This window comes from Psychrobacter immobilis, assembly GCF_003148585.1.
GTDB classification, from domain to species: domain Bacteria; phylum Pseudomonadota; class Gammaproteobacteria; order Pseudomonadales; family Moraxellaceae; genus Psychrobacter; species Psychrobacter immobilis.
This window is the reverse complement of sequence record NZ_QGGM01000015.1, coordinates 1-20,316: the sequence shown is the minus strand read 5'-3', so window position 1 is coordinate 20,316 and position 20,316 is coordinate 1. Positions and strand designations below refer to the sequence as shown.

At 43.1% G+C, this 20,316-nt stretch carries 16 protein-coding genes; 3 read left to right on the top strand and 13 right to left on the bottom strand.

What is annotated here, in order from left to right; genetic code table 11:
- Window positions 1-62 precede the first annotated feature (62 nt).
- The 9 genes from nqrM to C8D84_RS11210 all read right to left on the bottom strand — a co-directional run bounded on the left by nqrM (window position 63) and on the right by C8D84_RS11210 (window position 8,845).
- On the bottom strand, window positions 63-308 hold the full coding sequence (gene nqrM / locus C8D84_RS11250; protein WP_109592195.1) for a (Na+)-NQR maturation NqrM: 246 nt from the start codon (window positions 306-308) through the stop codon (window positions 63-65).
- Between the two features lie 153 nt (window positions 309-461).
- Entirely contained in the window at window positions 462-1,592 is a 1,131-nt protein-coding gene (locus C8D84_RS11245) for an FAD:protein FMN transferase (protein WP_227676050.1), read from the bottom strand.
- Window positions 1,593-1,734: 142 nt separating this feature from the next.
- Window positions 1,735-2,535, bottom strand: coding sequence for an SDR family NAD(P)-dependent oxidoreductase (locus C8D84_RS11240; protein WP_109592191.1), 801 nt, complete (start codon window positions 2,533-2,535; stop codon window positions 1,735-1,737).
- Between the two features lie 190 nt (window positions 2,536-2,725).
- Window positions 2,726-3,961: an NADH:ubiquinone reductase (Na(+)-transporting) subunit F gene (gene nqrF / locus C8D84_RS11235; protein WP_045447641.1), complete on the bottom strand. Its 1,236-nt coding sequence runs from the start codon at window positions 3,959-3,961 to the stop codon at window positions 2,726-2,728.
- A gap of 123 nt (window positions 3,962-4,084) precedes the next feature.
- Entirely contained in the window at window positions 4,085-4,693 is a 609-nt protein-coding gene (gene nqrE / locus C8D84_RS11230) for an NADH:ubiquinone reductase (Na(+)-transporting) subunit E (protein WP_011281361.1), read from the bottom strand.
- The gene (locus C8D84_RS11225; protein WP_055125671.1) at window positions 4,693-5,364 is read right to left on the bottom strand and encodes an NADH:ubiquinone reductase (Na(+)-transporting) subunit D; all 672 of its coding nucleotides are present in this window, start codon (window positions 5,362-5,364) and stop codon (window positions 4,693-4,695) included. The genes nqrE and C8D84_RS11225 overlap by 1 nt, the downstream gene beginning before the upstream one ends.
- A gap of 1 nt (window position 5,365) precedes the next feature.
- Window positions 5,366-6,271 (bottom strand): Na(+)-translocating NADH-quinone reductase subunit C, encoded by a 906-nt coding sequence (locus C8D84_RS11220; RefSeq protein WP_045453837.1) that lies wholly within the window; start codon window positions 6,269-6,271, stop codon window positions 5,366-5,368.
- Complete coding sequence (locus C8D84_RS11215) at window positions 6,252-7,487, bottom strand: NADH:ubiquinone reductase (Na(+)-transporting) subunit B (protein ID WP_055125672.1); 1,236 nt, start codon at window positions 7,485-7,487, stop codon at window positions 6,252-6,254. The genes C8D84_RS11220 and C8D84_RS11215 overlap by 20 nt, the downstream gene beginning before the upstream one ends.
- A 5-nt stretch (window positions 7,488-7,492) precedes the next feature.
- Window positions 7,493-8,845: a Na(+)-translocating NADH-quinone reductase subunit A gene (locus tag C8D84_RS11210; RefSeq protein WP_109592189.1), complete on the bottom strand. Its 1,353-nt coding sequence runs from the start codon at window positions 8,843-8,845 to the stop codon at window positions 7,493-7,495.
- A gap of 1,113 nt (window positions 8,846-9,958) precedes the next feature.
- Here C8D84_RS11210 and hisA point away from each other — a divergent pair.
- From hisA to C8D84_RS11195, 3 genes are all read left to right on the top strand, one after another.
- Window positions 9,959-10,696 carry a 1-(5-phosphoribosyl)-5-[(5-phosphoribosylamino)methylideneamino]imidazole-4-carboxamide isomerase gene (gene hisA / locus C8D84_RS11205; RefSeq protein ID WP_109592187.1) on the top strand — a complete coding sequence of 246 codons (738 nt, stop codon included), beginning with the start codon at window positions 9,959-9,961 and terminating at the stop codon, window positions 10,694-10,696.
- Between the two features lie 63 nt (window positions 10,697-10,759).
- Entirely contained in the window at window positions 10,760-12,403 is a 1,644-nt protein-coding gene (locus tag C8D84_RS11200) for a mechanosensitive ion channel family protein (RefSeq protein WP_109592185.1), read from the top strand.
- A gap of 83 nt (window positions 12,404-12,486) precedes the next feature.
- Window positions 12,487-12,789, top strand: a complete 303-nt coding sequence (locus tag C8D84_RS11195; protein ID WP_109592183.1) for a hypothetical protein — start codon at window positions 12,487-12,489, stop codon at window positions 12,787-12,789.
- 87 nt (window positions 12,790-12,876) lie between these two features.
- Here C8D84_RS11195 and rnr read toward each other — a convergent pair whose 3' ends face one another.
- From rnr to thrS, 4 genes are all read right to left on the bottom strand, one after another.
- Window positions 12,877-15,171: a ribonuclease R gene (gene rnr / locus C8D84_RS11190; RefSeq protein ID WP_109592181.1), complete on the bottom strand. Its 2,295-nt coding sequence runs from the start codon at window positions 15,169-15,171 to the stop codon at window positions 12,877-12,879.
- Window positions 15,172-15,312: 141 nt separating this feature from the next.
- Window positions 15,313-16,557 carry a toxic anion resistance protein gene (locus C8D84_RS11185; RefSeq protein ID WP_109592179.1) on the bottom strand — a complete coding sequence of 415 codons (1,245 nt, stop codon included), beginning with the start codon at window positions 16,555-16,557 and terminating at the stop codon, window positions 15,313-15,315.
- 321 nt (window positions 16,558-16,878) lie between these two features.
- Entirely contained in the window at window positions 16,879-17,382 is a 504-nt protein-coding gene (gene infC / locus C8D84_RS11180) for a translation initiation factor IF-3 (RefSeq protein ID WP_045447656.1), read from the bottom strand.
- Window positions 17,383-17,405: 23 nt separating this feature from the next.
- Complete coding sequence (thrS, locus tag C8D84_RS11175; protein WP_109592177.1) at window positions 17,406-19,340, bottom strand: threonine--tRNA ligase; 1,935 nt, start codon at window positions 19,338-19,340, stop codon at window positions 17,406-17,408.
- Between the last annotated feature and the right edge of the window lie 976 nt (window positions 19,341-20,316).

The window sequence follows — 20,316 nt, the reverse complement described above, 5'->3', positions numbered from 1 at the left end:
AACAGATGTTAGGTAAATACTACCAGCGTATGGTAACAAACGCGGTATTTATAAGAATTTAGCTATACAGGTCTGCCTAGCTGAGCGGCTTTAAGGGCATTTTCTTGCTGTTCTGCCACGATTGAATCACACTTATTGGGATCATTTCCACAAAACGAGCAATTTTCATCACCCATTAGTTTAGCAACGCCGCCACAAGATCCTCTAAGCGGCTTCTTTTTAACCATATAACCGATACCCATAAAGACAAAGAACAGGACGAATACGGTAAAGGTAATGGCAAGCATGGGAAGCAATTGACTAAGCATAGAGGAGACCTCGATTTTTAAAAATAGTGTGGCTATCTACTAGGGTAGTACCTTAATAGTATAGCAAAACCAGTATAGCAAATTTTTGTATGGCTCGTTGATGGTTATCGAGCCGTTTACAGTATTGCGACTAAGTTCTATTGCCAACAAGCTCTAAGGCTGTTTGTCAGCACGTAATGCTTGCATCGCTGGTGTTTGTACCACTTGCCACTGGTCAGTATTCTTATCAGAACCCGTCGTCTTTGCCTCATCAGCTAAGACAACAAACAAGGCGGCTATATCTTGTGCTTTGGCTGTTGCAAGGGCTTTTTCATAAGGCATCGCAGTTAGGGCGGTTGCCCAAGCATCTGCCAGTGCGACTGAGTCTGCTGCAACGGTTACCGATGGTGCGCCGCCCGCGATAGGCTTGCCAGTGGTTGGATCAATCGTATGACTGTATCGCTGACCGTCGAATATGACGGAATTACGATAGTTGCCAGAAGTTGCCAAATACATCTGATTATCGGTATTGATTGGTTGACGAATCGCTGATATTGTCTGACGCTCGCTGACCGTACTGTCCTCAATAGGCGCATCAATCGCAATTTGCCACGGCTGCTGTTGGTTATTGACCCCAGAGGTTGCAATTTCACCCCCTATCTCTACCATGTAGTTGCGAATTTGATAGTCATCTCTGAGCACATCGGCAATCACATCGACGCCATAACCTTTAGCAACTGCTGAGAAATCAAGCCCGACACCGTCTTTGGTTTTATAAATGCTCTGCTCTTTTTGTATGATGCTCTCAAAATCGACCAAGGCTTTTGCTTGAGCAATCTCAAGTGCTGTCGGTGGACTTTGCAAGCGCTCAACGGTCATGGTGCTACCAAAGCCCCAAGTCTCTACCAATGGCATGACGGTAGGATCAAAGGCGCCACCAGATTGCTGATAGACGATTCGTGACACATCAAGCACGTGAGCAAAATCTGCATCGATAGTGAGGGGGATGTCTTTACCTAATTGGTTGAACTTAGAGATAGTAGAGTCTGCTTGATAGGTAGACATACTGTCATTGATTTGCTGCAAGCGCTTATCAATCGACGCTTGGATGGCCGCTTCATCTGCATCCGCAGGTAGCTGATAACTGATATGGTAGCTCGTTCCCATGGTCTCACCGCTGAGATAGTCATAATCTGGCGTTTGCTGGCAAGCGCTAAGACTGAATACAGCACTGATAGCCATAACGGGCAATAAGGTGGTTTTCATCGATTTTCTAGACAATGAGAGTGGGGATAATTTTTGCATTATTGGTTTTCTCATATTAATCACAATAGCTTTTATGGCAAAAGGGTGAGTGGCACGTTCTATTAGCGTTGCCCATTTTACACCCCTTGTCACCCATAACGCCAATCATCGACTTAAGACCTAGTGGCTTAAACGACTAGATTTATTTTACTTTTGATTCACGGATGAGCTTATATAGTTTTGGTGGCGATAGGCGGTTGACCGTGGTCGCCAGCTTTTCTTTATTACCTGCCACGATGATGTATTCTTCACCCTTAATCAGAGCTTTTATGACCTGTTTAGCAAAGGTAGCTGTGGTTAATCCTTTATTGGTTGCCTCGTCCATCGTTCCTTGCGCGCTACCATCACCAGTCAAGGCGTTAATAGAAATACTGGTTTGAATAAATCCTGGGAATATCGTCGCCACCTCTATGCCTTGCTCGTACAGTTCTGCACGCAGACTGTTTGCCCACATATGAAGTGCGGCTTTGGCTGCTCCATAAGCGCCGCGATATTGTGTGCCTAATAAACCAGCCACGCTCGATACCATGACAATTTTGCCGCCACCTTGCGCGATCATATCTGGCAGTACTAGTCTGGTCAGACGTGTCTGCGCAAAATAATCTATCTCCATAATTTGGCGCTCAACTTCTTCAGTGGTTTCCATAATAAGCGAGCGTTGACTGATGCCAGCATTATTAATAAGCCAATCAATTTTTCCAGCTTGAGCTTTAGCTGTCTTATACGCGTCTTTTGCTTGTTTGGCATCGGTGATATCAAAAGGGATGATGAAATGGTCTTTGCTGTTTTTACAGCGGTTTTTGACTGCTACTAATTTTGCCTCATCACGCCCACTTAAAATAATGGTGGCACCACGTTTGGCAAAGGCGATGGCTAATGCTGCACCGATACCACTAGAAGCACCAGTAATCCAAATGGTCAAATCTTTAATGTTGGTTTTCATAAGAATCCTTTCTTAAGGCAATAAACAATTAATCATATAGTAGAGGGCAGGCGGTCTGCCATTTAGATTTGTAGGCTTATTATGCAAGAGTTGCATTTAGTCAGCGCCAAAAAAAGAGCCTCAATTGAGACTCTTTTTTATTTATTACTTTAGAATACTTTTTTACGTAGCCACTTGCTTAGTTACTCACTTAACCGCCGAAGTCATCAAGCATGATGTTTTCATCTTCCACACCCAAGCTGTGTAGCATGTCGATGACCGCTGCATTCATCATCGGTGGCCCACACATGTAGTATTCACAGTCTTCTGGGTTTGGATGGTTTTTCAGATAGTTTTCAAGTAGTACATTATGGATAAAGCCGGTTGGACCTTCCCAATTGTCTTCTGGTAATGGATCAGACAAAGCCACATGCCACTCAAAGTTATCAAACTCTTCTGCTAGTTGATCATAATCTTCAACATAGAACATCTCACGAATAGAGCGTGCACCATACCAAAAGCTGATTTTACGCTTAGTATGTAAGCGTTTAAGCTGATCGAAGATGTGCGAGCGCATCGGTGCCATACCAGCACCACCACCAACGAAAATCATTTCAGCGTCAGTCTCTTTGGCAAAGAATTCACCATAAGGACCCGAAACCGTTACTTTATCGCCAGGTACTAGGCTAAATACCCATGATGACATTTTGCCTGGTGGAATACCATCAGGACCGCGTGGCGGTGGACTAGCGATACGAATATTAAACTTAATAAGGCCTTTTTCTTCAGGGTAGTTGGCCATCGAGTAAGCACGAATAACTGGCTCATCAACTTTTGAGACATAGTTGAAAATACCAAATTTTTCCCAATCTTCACGGTATTCTTCGTCAATGATAAAGTCTTTATAATGAACTTCATGCGGTGGCGCCTCTAACTGTACATAACCACCAGCACGGAAGTTCACTTCTTCGCCATCTGGAATTTTAAGGACCAGCTCTTTAATAAAAGTCGCAACGTTGTCATTAGAGAGAACTTCACATTCCCACTTTTGTACATCAAAAAACTCAGGGTCAATCTCAATTTTCATGTCTTGCTTAACGGCTACCTGACAAGCCAAACGCATGTGATTGCGAATTTCGCCTTGAGTAAAATAGCCTTCTTCGGTGGGCAAGATAGAGCCGCCCCCTTCAATAACGCGGCAACGACACTGCGCACAAGTACCACCGCCACCACAGGCTGAAGATAAGAAAATACCTTCGCTTGCAAGGGTTTGTAGTAATTTACCGCCTGCTGGGGTCACGACGTCATTATCGGGATTATCATTGATATGGATGGTAACATCGCCTGAACTGACCAGTCTTGAGCGCGCCGCCAAAATAATGGCAACGAGGCCCATGATGATCAAGGTAAACATAGCAACGCCACCAATCGCCGTAGCGTAATCCATGGTAGGTATCCTTAATCTATGGAGTAGGGGTGCGAAAAGACGTCATTGCGTGTTTCCTGAACCCCTACCGAATAAATGAATTAAATAGGTCAAATCGCTAAATAGGCTGTTAAGCTTAGCGGTCTAAATTGACATACCGCCGAAAGACATAAAGCCAAGTGACATCAGACCAACTGTGATAAAAGTAATACCAAGACCACGCAGCGGTGCTGGAATGTCTGAGTATTTTAACTTTTCACGGATACCGGCCAATGCGGTAATCGCCAATGCCCAACCGAAGCCTGCGCCCACACCATACACGACAGATTCGCCGAAATTATAGTCACGCTCAACCATAAACAGTACACCACCTAAGATGGCACAGTTTACAGTGATAAGTGGCAAAAACACCCCAAGGGCGTTATACAGACTAGGGACGAACTTATCGAGGAACATCTCTAGAATCTGTACGGTCGCAGCAATCAAGCCGATATAACTGAGCAAGCCCAAAAAGCTTAAGTCGATATCAGGGAAACCTGCCCATGCCAGCGCACCATCTTTTAGAATGAACTGAAAGAGTAAGTTGTTTAGCGGTACGGTAATCGCCATCACGACGACCACGGCAACACCCAGACCAATAGCGGTTGAAACCTTCTTTGATACTGCCAAGAAAGTACACATACCTAAGAAATAGGCCAGCGCCATATTCTCAATAAAGACTGAGGTTATAAATAAACTAACATAATGTCCCATTAGTGACCGCCTCCATGTGCCATGCCTTTAGACTGCGGCTTCATTACAAATTCAGCGTCTTCAACCTGCTCAGGTTTCCAGATACGGATAATGGCAATGAACAAACCAATAATAAAGAATGCTGACGGTGGCAACAGTAATAGACCGTTTGGAATATACCAACCGCCATCAGTGACAGGCTGTAGGATGGTGATACCAAACCACGTACCTGAGCCAAGTAGCTCACGGATAGTCGCGACAAACAGCAAAACCGCAGAATAGCCAAGACCATTACCAATACCATCTAAAAAGCTTGGCACTGGTGGATTGCTCATGGCAAATGCTTCGGCACGACCCATCACGATACAGTTGGTGATAATCAAACCAACGAAGACCGACAGGCCTTTACTCACATCATAAGCAACGGCTTTTAGCACCTGATCGACCAAGATAACCAAGGAAGCAATAATGGTCATCTGGACGATAATACGAATGCTTGAAGGGATTTGCTTACGAATGATCGAGATAAAGAAGCTTGAAAACGCCGTGACTAAGGTCAACGCCACACACATTACCATGGCATTAGCCATGCTTGTGGTGACAGCCAGTGCCGAACAGATACCAAGGATCTGTAGGGCAATGGGGTTATTATCAAAAATAGGCGAGGTTAAAATACTTTTAGTGTCAGCCATGTTATGCCTCCTTGCCGTTTGCTACTGGTCGTTTGGCTGCCAGTTCGGTTTCAGGTTGAGCGCTCAGCGTTGATTGCGTAGCTTGTGTATCTGCCGCATTATCAATCGCTTGACCACTCTCTTTACGTAGCGTATCTAAATAAGGCTTATAACCTTGCTCACCCAACCAAAACTGAATCATGTTACTGACACCGCGACCGGTCAAGGTTGCACCACTGATACCATCGACCCAGTTCTCTTTTGGTGTACCCGCTTTGGTCACACCAGTGGCAACATTACCGTTTTCGTCATATGAGTGGATACCGCTCCACTTCGCACGCCACTCTGGCTCTTCGATACGAGCACCCAGACCTGGGGTTTCTTTATGCTCATAAAAGCTGATACCTTTGATGGTATTCATATCGCTTTCAAGGGTTAAGAAACCATAGATAGTGCCCCATAGTCCATAGCCTTGAATCGGCAAAACAACCATTTCAGGTTTGCCTGCGTCATCTTTTTTAACATAGACTTTGGCATATTTAGGCTTGCGACCAATACCAGCAGGGTCATTATTGCCTAAATCTTCACTCAGTGCTTTATTCTTAGTCGCTTGGCTTGCATCATAAGCATTACGATCAGGGATGCCAGCGGCTTTTAGCGCTTCGTCATCAACGTAGCTGCCTTTACTTAAGTCAATAATTTCGACATCGAAATCTTTAAAACGTTCAGCAACATCATCTGCTGTATCAGACTCGGCATCGTACATGCCAGCGGCGACCAAGATATTTTTGTTACGGTCTAAGCGTGCGTTTTCAATTTGAGCAGGTTTTAGACCAACCGCTACTGCTGAAACTAAGACGGAACACACCAAGCATAGCGTCAATGCCACACTGATGGTTTTCGCATTATTACTTTTGGGCTTGGACATAACGAACCCTCCGAGCTGTTTGGCGTTTGATGTTTGCTTGGGTCACAAAGTAATCAAACAATGGAGCAAATAAGTTGGCGAATAAAATAGCCAGCATGATGCCTTCTGGGAAAGCTGGGTTCACGACGCGAATCAATACCGTCATAAAACCAATCAAGATACCATAAGCCCAGCGGCCTTTATTGGTATGCGCAGCTGATACAGGATCGGTTGCCATAAATACGGCACCAAAGGCGAAGCCACCGATAACTAAGTGCCAATAAAACGGCAGGTTCATCATCATATTGTCTTCAGAACCAATCATATTAAAGACAAGAGAAGTAGCAATCAGACCTACCACACAACCTGCCATAATACGCCATGAAGCAATACGCGTCCAAAGTAGAACGACGGCACCCATTAGGATAGCCAGTGTTGATACTTCACCGATACTGCCTTGCATATTACCTAAGAACGCATCACCCCAAGTGATTGCATTACCGTAGACGTCGACGAAGTCTTGTGGGACCACGCCAAGTGCCGCAAGGCCAAGTGGTGTTGCACCAGAGAAACCATCAACGGCGGTCCATACTGAGTCACCAGACATATAGGCTGGATACGCAAAGTATAAGAATGCGCGACCTGATAGGGCAGGGTTCAGGAAGTTTTTACCCGTACCACCGAACACTTCTTTTGCGACTACCACACCAAAGATAATACCGAGGGCAACTTGCCATAAAGGAATATCTGGTGGTAAACAAAGCGCAAACAGCACTGAGGTCACAAAGAAACCTTCGTTGACTTCATGGCCGCGTACTACGGCAAAGATAATCTCACAGAGAATACCGACTGCAAAGGTGACGATATAAATCGGTAAAAATTGCATAGCACCGTAGACGAAGCTTGCCCAGATACTGTCTGGGTTATAGCCTGCCATACTGGTGATAACGGTACGCCAGCCTTCAGGCTGTAAACCAAGGGTTGCAATCGCCGTTAGTGCTTGATGACCGATATTGTACATACCCCAAAACATGGCTGGGAAAGTACATAACCATACGGTAATCATAATACGCTTTAGGTCGATACCGTCGCGTACGTGTGATGCTGAGTATGTGGTTGAGCTTGGTTGACGCAAAAACGTATCAAACATCTCAAAGATAGCATAGTATTTTTCGTGTTTGCCACCCTTGGTGAAAGACGGCTCCATACGATCGAACATATTGTGTAAAAATTTCATCGTGGTTAGCCCTCCAGCTCAATGCGTGTCAAGTTATCACGCAAAATATCACCGAATTCATATTTGCCAGGAGATACGAAGGTGCATAATGCTAAATCTTCTTCGTCCAATTCGAGCACGCCCAAATCTACGGCGCTAATCATGTCTTCGACAATTAATGCACGTAGTAACTGTGTAGGCAGATAATCTTGCGGCATGACCTCTTCATAAACCCCGATAGGTACCATCGCTCGCGGTGAACCATTACTCGTGGTCGTAAAGTTATATTTCTTATTACCAAAAAACTTAGAAATATAAATAGGCAGCTTAGAGAAGCGGTTGGTGCCGACACTTAGGAAATGGAACGCTGGACGTTCACGCCCTTCAGGCAGCACACTGATTTGATTATGAAAGCGACCAAGATAAGCCGTATTGCCAAATACTTTGCGACCTGACAACACCGAACCAGAAATAATACGGTTCTCGCCAGCCGCCAGCTGTCCTTTGGTCAGAGCAGCGATATCAGCACCGCGCTCAGTAGCGACCAAACGTGGCTTGGTGACCGCAGGACCCGCCAAACTAATGATACGGCGCGTATATAAGCGACCTGTAGTAAATAGCTTGCCAATCGCAATCACGTCTTGGTAACCAATCGTCCAGACGCTTGTACCGCGCATGATTGGATGTAAAAAGTGAATGTGCGTGCCGGCAAGACCAGCGGGATGTTTACCAGCGAAGCTATGATACTCAGTGACATTATTAGCTGCGGTTTTGGCAACTGGCGTCAACTGGGCATCACCATGATGGCAAACAAAGGTCTTGGGGCTGAGTGTCGATAAGACAGCAAGTCCGTCATTGAACGCTTGCAACTGATCGCTAATCAGCAGCATTGGGTCAAATGCTAATGGATTGGTATCCATAGCGGTGACAAAAATAGCATGAGGACGGGCACCGATTTCTGGCGCACGGCTATAAGGGCGCGTGCGAAACGCGGTCCATTCGCCAGAGGCAAGCAGTTGGGTTTCAACAACTTCAGCGTCTAGGTCAGCAAGTTGCTGGGAGTCATAGCGCTCGAAGTCTACTTCTTCACCGTTTGGGTCGACCGCAATCACAAGGCTCTCAAACACACGACGTTCACCGCGTTTAATCGCGACGACTTTACCAGCAGCAGGGGCAGTATAGATAACGCCAACTCGTTTTTTGTCTTCAAAAACGGGCTGACCCTTTGCTACGATATCACCTTCTTTGACATTCATCGTGGGCTTCATGCCCACATAATCATAGCCAATAACGGCGACATGTGTCGGTTGGTGCTCAGATATCTCGCGGGATGATTCACCGGTGATGGGCAAATCCAAACCTTTTTTGATGGTAATCATAAGCGAAAACTTAGTCCATAGTCTAAAACGATACCAGACGTCCTGTTTGGTATATCGGTAGCATGAACATCTGCGTCATTCAATAAAGCCCCCACGTCTCTCTTCCTATAGTAGGATAGTGACAAAGGATCTCTAAAAATAACGCATGATCATAACTACTAGTAAGAGTATTAACGCTGACCTTAGACTCCTTAACAACACGTTAATGTCTTATTCGAATGACCAAAGTGGCGACTGGCTACCAAGGTGTATGTTAAAACCATCAAATCAAACGCAATCGTTCAAGCCTTTAGCGAAAATGATTGTGTAGACAATAGCTCTATCATACGTTTCATTGAAAATTAAAGCTTGTAACACCAGCGCAATTGGCCATCCTTATCGGTTTGGTATCTTGTTAATAGATACGCAATTAGATAAGAATGCAGCCAAAAGATGATCTATCGAAATAGATGATAAACTGGTTGACAGACAAATTAGCGAAGCCATTATTAAGTAGATTTCACTCACATCAATAAGCGGCTATACAGCTAGTAATGACTGTTCTAAAATAGTTAGCTAGTGATAGAGAGACGATAGAGACTATAAAAAAGAAAGAGGCGTCATTAGAGTTTAGTGCTGTAGAGTAGACTGTTTAGAGGCCACCAGTTGAAATTTCTAATATAACCCTTCTTAGCAATATGTCAGCCAACATCAAAAAGATGCACTTAGCTGCTGCTCGACTCATCCTGACCGCTATGCAACACTAAGCCATAAATGACCCAATAAAAAGCGCAGCGCATGGTTACTATCACATAGAAACAAATAAAAATTTACCTAGGATTATACGCTAAATTGACCTAAAATTGCCAGTCAGTAATTGAATTTATCTAATGTTGCCAGTGATTCAATGTATTAAAACTTATGGTTATGATTGACCATTTTTTTATGGTCATTGCTATCTATCGAAGTGGATTTCGGGTCTATCATGGATAGCTTTTGGTTTGTCTATATATTAAGTCACTTTTGACTGATGTTTTTATGCGTGTTTAGAGGGTGTTGAACGTTCAATACACTCTGATTTTTAAATTTACTTTTCTAAATATATTTATTGTTGTGCTTTATAAGGAATGCTATATGTGTGCTGTGCCTGTCATTATCCCAGCTATTGATTTAAAAGATGGTAAATGTGTCCGCTTAAAACAAGGCCGTATGGAGGATGATACGATTTTTTCTAATGATCCAGTGGCCATGGCGGCACGCTGGGTAGAGGAAGGTGCACGTCGACTGCATTTGGTTGATTTGAATGGGGCATTTGACGGCGTACCCGTTCATAGACAAGTGGTGAATGACATTACCAAAGCGTATCCGAATCTGCCTATTCAGTTGGGCGGCGGTGTGCGCAACATGAACACCATTGAGCAATATATTACGGCTGGTTTGACTTATATCATCATTGGTACAAAAGCGGTCGAAGATCCGGAGTTTGTCGCAGAAGCTTGCCGCGAATTTCCGGGTCATATCATTGTAGGTATCGATGCAAAAGATGGCATGGTTGCCACTCATGGTTGGGCAAATGTGACCGATACTAAGGCGACTGAGCTTGCGAAGCGCTTTGCTGATGTCGGCGTATCGTCGATTGTCTACACCGATATCAACCGCGATGGCATGATGCAAGGCGTCAACGTTGAACAAACTGTCAATTTAGCACGTGAAGGCGGCTTGCCTGTGATTGCCTCAGGCGGCGTGACCAATATGAAAGATATCGAACTGCTGAAACCTTATGGCGATTGTATTGAAGGTATCATTACTGGTCGCGCAATCTATGAAGGCACGTTAAACTTGGGCGAGGCACAAGTTTATTTAGACAGTTAATGATTATTGAAAATTCAGTAAAGAAAGATGAGTACGAAAATCTATAAAAAGCAAAGGATGCTTATGAACACTGACTTTGACCGTTCAACGATGCGCGATTTTATAAAAGCGTGGGGTCAAATGCTGTTGTTACTAAGCATCCTTTTTACCTTTCCAGTGTATGCGGCTGGTGAAGAGGTGACTGGTATCACCTCTGCATTGGGGATAGATACAGCAGAAAACCCGGCAGCTGATAAACCTTTACTTGATGCGACCTCAGAAGAGGAAGCTTCAGCATCTCCAGTGGTCATACCTGAACCAGCACCACCGCCCATAATCAGTGGTGAGAGCACCAATAATGCGCAAATCGAAACCACTCCTACTCCGCAAAAAGACAATGACATCCGTCAACGTATTCAGGGTATTTTTTCTGAAATAGAAGGTCTGCAGGCTATCAATGTCAGCGTTACGCAAGGTGTTGTCACCTTAACCGGAGAGACGCCGAACGAGAAAAAAGCGCAACAAGCCATTAATTTGACCAACCGCCTGACAGATGTGGTCACTGTCGAAGATCGGATTGATCGTACCCTTGATGTTCAAGACAATGTCACTACCGTTTATCAAGGTCTTAAAGCCCAAGCCAAAAATCTAGTCAAAGCCTTGCCACTCCTATTGGTCGGCATTGTCCTATTTGCATTGGTGACATGGTTTGGTAGTTGGCTGTCTAATCGCAAAAAAATGTGGCAGCGGCTCACGCCCAATCCATTTGTCGCCGAATTGCTGTCACAAACCGTTAAAGTCATTTTTATTATTTTCGGTTTGATTCTTGCGCTGAGTTTGATAGGCGCCGAAACCATCTTAGGTACTTTGCTTGGCGGTGCAGGCGTTATCGGTATCGCCGTTGGTTTTGCGGTCAAAGACACTATTGAGAATTACATTGCCTCGCTCATGCTCAGTATTCGCCAACCATTTCGCGCACGTGATCATATTTTGATTAATAATCAAGAGGGGATCGTAGTACGGCTAACCTCACGTGCGACTATTCTGATGACTTTAGATGGCAACCAGTTGCGCATTCCCAATGCTGAAGTATTTAAAGCAACGATTTTAAACTACACCAAAAATCCAGAACGTCGATTTACCTTTGAGTTAGGCGTTGATGCCAATGATGATCCATTAGCGGCTATCAAGGTCGGACTGGATGCGATACATAGATTAGCATTCGTTTTAGATGAACCAAAAGCAGTGGCTGTCATTACCAATGTTGGCGACTCTAATATCATTTTAGAATTTCAAATTTGGGTGGACCAATCAGATACAGACTTCTCAAAAGCACGCAGTATTGCCATTCGTGAGACCAAGCATGCGTTAGAAAATGAAGGCTTCAGCTTGCCTGAACCGATTTATCGTTTGCGTTTTAATAGTAACTTAGAAAAAGCATTTGAGAATATGCAGGCTAACGCTAACACTGATAGTGCTAAGTCAGACATGACAATTACGCCAATCACGCCCAAAGTGCCTGATAAAAACCAGAATGAAGATAATAGCGTTGATGATAAGGACAAAAAACAAGCAAAGGCTCGTGCCAAATTGATTTTACAAGGTCGCAATGCTGATGAGGTGCTTAACGCGCGTCCTGACGACAAACTCATGGAAAAAGTTGAACAGGAAATTGCAGAAAGCTCTGACGAGACTGATTTACTGAATAATAATAGCCCGCAAGAATAATTTGCAAAAACCTGCCAAAAACTAGGCATAAAAAATGCAACGAAACGTATATCTGATTATCATTCAAATACGAGACATTTTTTATGCAAATGAAACACTTGATTATATTCGCCCTAGTGGGCATAGTTGCGTTACTAGGTTTCAACCTCATTAATGGCAATCAACGTGATAAAAATAGAGAGATAGTCATAAGTGACGCAGGATCTGAGCAATCTCCCGATACAGCGTTACCAAATACGGATGATGTAGAAAGTGGCTCAGCAGATGTCGCAAGCCAGCCACTTGGCAAACAGCCTAAAGCCATTCTCGATAATGCTACCGCGAAAATAGATCAGGCTCAGGAAGCAGACAATAAACGTCTAGACCAGATGAGTAATGCACAATAATGACTTAAGTAGTCGTTATAAAATACCACGCACAAAAAAGGCCAACGATGACGTTGGCCTTTTTATTATTTGAAGTGTTTACTAACACTAGCTTTTCTTACTTGCGCCTTTACTACGGTTGCCAGTCTTTTTAGCGGGACTTCTTCTATCAGTACTTTTCTTCTCAGTGCCTTTCTTAGAAGGCGCGCTCTTCGTTTGATTCATTTCACTAGATTGCAATTTGGCTTTTAAATCAAAGTCAATTTGTAGCAGATCCATATTGACGCCAGCAACTTTCACTTTAACGCGATCACCCAGTCCGAATAATGTCCCTTTGTCTTTACCGATTAGCTGTTGTTGCTGTTCATCGTAAACAAAGAAGTCATCACCGACATTAGAGATGTGAACCAAACCATCGATATATAGGTCAGTCAAGGTGACAAACAAACCGAAGCTTGTGACTGTAGTAACCACACCTTCGAACTCTTCACCAACATGATCTTTCATATAGTGGCACTTGAGCCAAGACTCTACATAGCGCGAGGCTTTTTCGGCACGGCGCTCAGTATCTGAGGTTTGCGTGCCAGCCGCTTCAAGAGAAAAGTCCATCACTGGCTGCTGAGTATTGGTCACTTTTGCTTTGATGGCACGATGCAGCATCAAATCAGGGTAACGACGAATCGGCGAGGTGAAGTGGCTATATTCGTCATAAGCTAGCCCAAAGTGACCGATATTGTCAGGTGCATAGTTCGCTTGCATCATTGAGCGCAACAGCATGCTGTGGATACTAATCGCATCGGGTCTGTCTTTGGTGGCTTCAATAATACGCTGATAATCGGCTTGCGTTGGATTTTCTTCTGGGAAGCTTAAACCAAAGTTCTTTGCGTATTCGTGAATACGCATTGATTTTTCGCCATCAGGTTTGTCATGGTTACGATATAAGACAGGAAGCTCATGCTTGAGTGCAAAGTTCGCTGCACAAGTATTGGCCAGTAGCATACATTCTTCAATGAGTTTTTGAGCATCACCGCGAGTACGCGGTAGGATCGCCTCGATACCACCTTTCTCATTGAACTTAATGTAGGTCTCAACTGTTTCAAACTCCATTGCATGACGCTCTTCACGCTTTTTAAGCAGTAGCTCATACAATTGATGTAAGGTATCGACAGATTTTTTGACGTCTTTATTACCCGTGAGTGAGGTAGGTACGCTCTTATCTTCTGGATTCTCAAGATAAGCATTCACTTGATTATACGTTAAGCGTGCTTGTGAGTGCATGACAGCAGGATAGAACTCATAACCGGTCACTTTGCCTGCCCGCGATATTTTGATATCAGCGACCATACAAAGACGATCACGGTCAGGATTTAGTGAGCACAGACCATTAGAGAGTACTTCTGGCAACATTGGAATCACGCGATGTGGAAAGTATACGGACGTACCGCGCTCGTAGGCATCTTTATCAAGTGGCGAGTTTGGTGTGACGTAATAACTGACATCAGCAATCGCAACTAAGACACGATAGTTGCCACCAGAGCGTTTTTCAGCAAATACGGCATCATCAAAATCACGTGCATCTTCACCATCGATAGTCACCAGCGGCAAATCACGCAAATCTGTACGACCTTTTAAATCTTTTTCAGTCGGCTCTTGATAATCGTTGGCTTGCTTCAGTGCTGCTTCGCTAAAATCTGATGGGATATCATAATTAAGTAAGGTGGTCTCAATAATCAGTTCGCGATCATTGTCATCAGACAGTACTTCAGTGATTTTACCCGTCGCAAATTCATGCTGATTTGGCCAATCAATAACATCAACCTTAACAGGAGAGCCTTGCTTGGCATTCATCGCTTGTACATTTTCTTCAGTAACGGTAATCGGCTGGTGATTATTTGGACTACCAAGCTCGACACAGTAGCCGTCTTCATCACGCGCTAATGTACCAATGAAGTTATTTTGACGACGTTCAACGACATCGACGATACGTCCTTCTGTGCGCCCGCGATTGTCTGTCGATGTACCGACTGCATCTACAGTGTCACCGTTGAAAACCCAGCGCATTTGCTTTTCATGTAAAAACAAATCTGGCATATCGCTTAATAATACAAAGCCAAAGCCTTTAGGATGTGCAGACACTGTACCTCTGACGACATCTTGCTTGGTCACCGTGCGATAGCGATAAGGACGACCGTCGCGGTTTACTTGTCCATCACGTGCCATCGCTTTTAGGCGATTGCCTAAAGCGTCAAACTGGTCTGGGTCATCAATATTAAAGGCTTTTGCCAATTGTTGATGCGTGACTTCACCATGCTCATTAATCGTACTGAGTATCAGTTCGCGACTAGGGATAGGATTGTCATATCTTTTTGCCTCACTTGAGGCGTTTGGATCGTTCCAACTCATAAATTACCGTATCTATTTTTAAAATTATTAATAATGGCTATCTTAACACGAACGACGTTGCAATATCTTGCGTCAATTGTCTTAAGTGTATTTGGTAGCAGGAAGTGGCCACCTTTAATAGGCAACAACTATTAAAACAAATCAAATGTCGATATCGACTGTACTTGATCTATTGGTTATCTTTTTACTGTCTATCTCTTTCGACACTTCTAATACTGTTGTTTGATTAGACTTATCCAAGTATTTCTGAGCCTTATCAACTTCAGTAGTCAAAGTATTGACCGTCTGTTTCATGTTCTCTAGCGCTTCAATTTTATAATTGCTAATCATATCCATCGTATCATAGACGTTATTGAAAGCGTTTTGCAATTTATCAAGCTCAATGCTGCTACTGGTCGCATGCTCATGGATTTCACCTGACTGACGTTTTAGCATCGCTGAGGTCGATTCAATTAAGCTACTGGTGGTTTTATTTAAAGCAGTAATTTGATCAAGCACCAGTTTTTGATTGGTCATCGCTTGTGCAACCACGACCGCTGTACGTAGTGCAGATACGGTGGTTGTGGTGGCTCGATCAACGCCTTTTATCAATTCTAAGTTATTGCGGCGAATGGTATCGAGCGCTAAATAGCCTTGCACGTTCACGGCTAACTGAGTTAAAAAGTCGGTGTTTTTTTGACGCACATAAAACAACATCTCTTCTTTAATAATGCGTGCTTTTTCGGGATCGGTCGCTTCTATCGCATAAACCTTCTGTTCTAACTGCTCATCAATCTTTTTGCCGACATAAACGTATTGGCGTATGGATTGCATCAGCTCCCACATATTGACTTTTTCTTGCTCAATCATCGCATTGTCTTTGAGCAGCTCATCCTTACCATTATATAGACTGGTTACTACGGCGTTGATATGTGATTGTGCCGATTCATATTGACGGAAGTAATCCTGTACTTTATTGCCAAATGGGATGAGACCGAATAACTTACGCGAGCTGGTCAGCTCTTTTTTACTGGGATCTAAATCTTCGACGATGCCGCGCAACTCAGTCAATGACTTGGCGATAGGGGAATTATCAAACAAGCTGTCATTGAGGCTTTTGGCGGGTAAATCAAGCATACGATTAGACACTTGGGCTGATTCACGAATCTCTTTGGTGCCGAGATTATGAATCGATTGCACATTTTGCTGAAACTCAGCACTGTGCACAGAATTATTAATCACATGATCAACAAAGGCATCGACCTTGGCATCAAGTTCTGGGATTTGGCTGTCATCCAATTTGACCATCTGATCTGCTTCGCTTTTTTGTATTTCTCTCACAGGTTCAGGCGCGGTTAGAGAAATACTTGGCGTCGTTGCGTTTTCTGGTGGGGTCAATTCTTGCATGAAATTTCCTTCAATATTGGATAAAAGTAGTGTTTTTGTCAACGACTCTGATGGTCGTGATATACGTTATTTTTATACACTTACTAGAAATTTTTAATAAATGCTGATTAGCAAATATAAAACAGACCTTTAGATTACCGCGTAATCAAATGGTTGAGAAGGTAGGTTTTGTAAAATAGAGTCAGCCAATTATATCTGACTAAACATATTTAAAAGAGATATGTATCTATGCACACAATAAAAAACCATCAATATCCCGCAGTATATTGATGGTTAAGGTTATACATATCTATATTGACTAACAGCCATCTAATAAACAGATTACTTTTTCTTAGTTGGCCCAAGCAGCATACCCATCTGACGACCTTCCATCTTAGGATATTGCTCAACGTTAGCAATCTCAGCAGTATCTTCGATAATACGATCTAGCTGCTTGCGACCAATCTCTTGGTGCGCCATTTCACGGCCACGAAAGCGAATACTGATTTTAACTTTGTCTTGGTCTTCCAAAAAGCTGACGATTTTTTTCAGTTTAACCTGATAATCAGCTTCTTCAGTACTAGGACGCAGCTTCATCTCTTTTAGCTGAGTTTGCTTTTGGTTCTTTTTAGCTTCTTTCGCTTTTTGCTTTTGATCATAGAGGAAATGCTTATAATCCATGATTTTGCATACTGGCGGTTTGGCTTCAGGAACCAATTCGACCAAATCTAGACTGTCCTCACGTGCCGCTTTCATCGCGGTTTCGATATCGACCACGCCCATCTGTTCGCCGTCTTCTTTAACGAGACGGACTTCTTTGGCTGTGATATCTTCGTTGATGTTCAAACGGTTTGACTGTTTAATAGGTATTACTCCTCATCTGTTTTTGGGGTCTGTCGGCCTTTGTCGCTGACAGCGGTCTGTACTAATGTAATAAATTCTGGAACACTCATCACGCCAAGGTTTTCACCTTCACGAGTACGGACATTGACACTGCCCGATTCGACTTCTTTATCCCCTAATACTAGCATATAGGGAACGCGTTCTAATGTTTTCTCTCGTATCTTAAATCCAATCTTTTCGTTACGCAAGTCACTAATAGCTCGCAAACCTGAATTTTTGAGTTCGCTGACCACATTTTCACAAGCATCTGCCTGTTTATCAGTGATATTCATCACCACCACTTGTTGCGGCGCTAGCCAAACGGGCATCCAACCAGCATAGTTTTCAATCAAAATACCAATGAAGCGCTCGAATGAACCTAAGATGGCACGGTGCAACATAATAGGTACTTCGCGCTCGTTTTGCTCATTGACGAATTCGGCATCAAGGCGCTCAGGCATGTTTGGGTCAACCTGAATCGTACCGCACTGCCAGACGCGACCTAAAGAATCTTTCAAACTAAATTCAATCTTCGGACCATAGAATGCACCTTCACCGGGCAGATAAGCCCAATCTAATCCTGAGCTATCTAATGCATCGGCCAAAGCTTTCTCTGCAAAATCCCAAGACTCATCACTACCAACCCGTTTTTCAGGGCGAGTCGAGAGTTTCATAATGATATTGTCAAAACCAAAGTCTTCATAGACGGCAAGGGTTAGTTTAATAAAGTCAGCGACTTCTTGCTGGATTTGCGACTGTGTACAGAAGATATGTGCATCATCTTGGGTAAAACCGCGTACACGCATCAAACCATGTAGCGAACCTGATGGCTCGTTTCGATGGCATGAGCCAAACTCTGCCATACGTAATGGTAAGTCACGGTAAGATTTTAGACCTTGGTTAAAGACTTGCACGTGGCACGGGCAGTTCATTGGTTTTACCGCATAATCACGATTTTCGCTGGCAGTCGTGAACATGTTAGTCGCATAGTTACCCCAATGACCAGAACGCTCCCATAAACTACGATCTACGATTTGCGGTGTTTTAATCTCTTCGTAGCCATTATCGTTTTGTACTTTACGCATATATTGCTCAAGCACTTGGTAAATAGTCCAACCGTTTGCATGCCAAAACACCATACCTGGTGCTTGCTCTTGCATGTGAAACAAGTTCAGTGCCTTACCGATTTTACGGTGATCACGTTTTTCTGCTTCTTCGATACGCTGAATATAGGCTCTTAGGTCTTTCTTATCCGCCCATGCTGTACCATAGATACGTTGCAGTTGCTCGTTCTTGGCATCACCGCGCCAATATGCACCAGACATTTTGGTCAGTTTGAATACTTTTAAAAATCTGGTGTTTGGCACGTGCGGACCACGGCACATATCCACATACTCTTGATGATGATAGAGACCAAAGGCTTCTTCGCCTGGCATATCGTTAATCAGCTTAAGCTTATAGTCTTCACCACGTTCTTCAAAGATTTTAATGACTTCATCGCGTGGCGTTATTTTTTTGATAACGTCATAATCTTGCTTAATCAGCTCCATCATGCGTTTTTCAATGGCTGCCATATGCTCTGGTGTAAACGGCGTTTCGCTATAAATGTCATAATAAAAACCATCATCGATAACGGGACCAATCACCATTTTTACATCAGGATATAACTGCTTAACGGCATGACCTAATAGGTGAGCACAAGAATGGCGAATGATATCGACACCGTCATCATCTTTTGGTGTCACGATTTCAACATTAGCATCATGAGCAATAGGGTCGTGCGCATCAACTAGATGACCATCTACACGCCCGGCGACCGTTGCTTTAGCCAATCCTGCACCAATGCTTTGTGCCACTTCCATGACGGTGGTGCTACCTTCGAAGTTTTTTACGCTACCATCGGGTAAAGTAATCGCTACCATAATCTATTCACCTTTTTGCGTCCGTTGGCAGTGATGATTGCAACCATCAATCATATAACCGCAAGACTGCGTCAATTATATCCAACTGCTATGATATGTTATAAGAGATAGATATCACTTAAAGGCAAAATTTCAAACAATCAACCGTTGAACAATTAAGGCTAATAAGAAATGCCATTAAGCAATATTATAAAGTCAGCTATTATAGCAAAAACTGTGTATCAACACTAGATAGTAAGGGATTAGGTCGGCCTCTATATATAGATGCTATCTATGCGAATATCAAGAAGTGTAAATCATAGTTAAAGGACACAGCGAAGGCAATTATCAATAAGCAGATAAATATGTCAAAAAGTCAGTATAGAGCTTCAAAGTTTTAGCTTAAAGTAAGTTCTTAATGGCAACTCTATAGATGACAATTAATGAATATCGATAGATACTGTTTAAAGCTGAGTCATTATTTACCGTCTAATTTAAAAGAATTAAATGAATGTCAATCTTAACCCATTGAAAACTATGTATTATTAAAAGTCTCATCAAATAAACCCAAAAACCTCTGATAAAGCGGTTGACACCCCTGTCAGAATCTATATAATACGCCCCACAGCAAAGGAAGCTAAGCAGTAAGTTAACCAACTTATTACTTAGATTACCAAGCTAAGACAAAACATAAAAAAGCTTGACAATTCAAATCATTATGATAAGATAGTCGGCTCGCTAGATAGCTTAACCTGAAAGGGATTGAGACTAAACAGCAAGAGAGATACCCTATATATCAGTTACTGGACGACAGTGATTGAGCACTATTTAAAAGCATAACTAAAGAACAACTTGTGTGGATTTTTGCTGATTCAGAATGCTAAAAAATAAAGTTGGTTTTAACTCCTTTTCGGAGTTCATTCTAACTATAAAAATTATCATTTAAGACAGCAGAAAAACTCAAAGTTAATTCATTACGAACATAATTTTTAGCGAT

Bases quoted from the DNA above. Each gene is read 5' to 3' on its own strand.
- nqrM (WP_109592195.1), bottom strand. From the start codon at position 308: ATGCTTAGTCAATTGCTTCCCATGCTTGCCATTACCTTTACCGTATTC.
- C8D84_RS11245 (WP_227676050.1), bottom strand. From the start codon at position 1,592: ATGCAAAAATTATCCCCACTCTCATTGTCTAGAAAATCGATGAAAACC.
- C8D84_RS11240 (WP_109592191.1), bottom strand. From the start codon at position 2,535: ATGAAAACCAACATTAAAGATTTGACCATTTGGATTACTGGTGCTTCT.
- nqrF (WP_045447641.1), bottom strand. From the start codon at position 3,961: ATGGATTACGCTACGGCGATTGGTGGCGTTGCTATGTTTACCTTGATC.
- nqrE (WP_011281361.1), bottom strand. From the start codon at position 4,693: ATGGGACATTATGTTAGTTTATTTATAACCTCAGTCTTTATTGAGAAT.
- C8D84_RS11225 (WP_055125671.1), bottom strand. From the start codon at position 5,364: ATGGCTGACACTAAAAGTATTTTAACCTCGCCTATTTTTGATAATAAC.
- C8D84_RS11220 (WP_045453837.1), bottom strand. From the start codon at position 6,271: ATGTCCAAGCCCAAAAGTAATAATGCGAAAACCATCAGTGTGGCATTG.
- C8D84_RS11215 (WP_055125672.1), bottom strand. From the start codon at position 7,487: ATGAAATTTTTACACAATATGTTCGATCGTATGGAGCCGTCTTTCACC.
- C8D84_RS11210 (WP_109592189.1), bottom strand. From the start codon at position 8,845: ATGATTACCATCAAAAAAGGTTTGGATTTGCCCATCACCGGTGAATCA.
- hisA (WP_109592187.1), top strand. From the start codon at position 9,959: ATGTGTGCTGTGCCTGTCATTATCCCAGCTATTGATTTAAAAGATGGT.
- C8D84_RS11200 (WP_109592185.1), top strand. From the start codon at position 10,760: ATGAACACTGACTTTGACCGTTCAACGATGCGCGATTTTATAAAAGCG.
- C8D84_RS11195 (WP_109592183.1), top strand. From the start codon at position 12,487: ATGCAAATGAAACACTTGATTATATTCGCCCTAGTGGGCATAGTTGCG.
- rnr (WP_109592181.1), bottom strand. From the start codon at position 15,171: ATGAGTTGGAACGATCCAAACGCCTCAAGTGAGGCAAAAAGATATGAC.
- C8D84_RS11185 (WP_109592179.1), bottom strand. From the start codon at position 16,557: ATGCAAGAATTGACCCCACCAGAAAACGCAACGACGCCAAGTATTTCT.
- thrS (WP_109592177.1), bottom strand. From the start codon at position 19,340: ATGGTAGCGATTACTTTACCCGATGGTAGCGTAAAAAACTTCGAAGGT.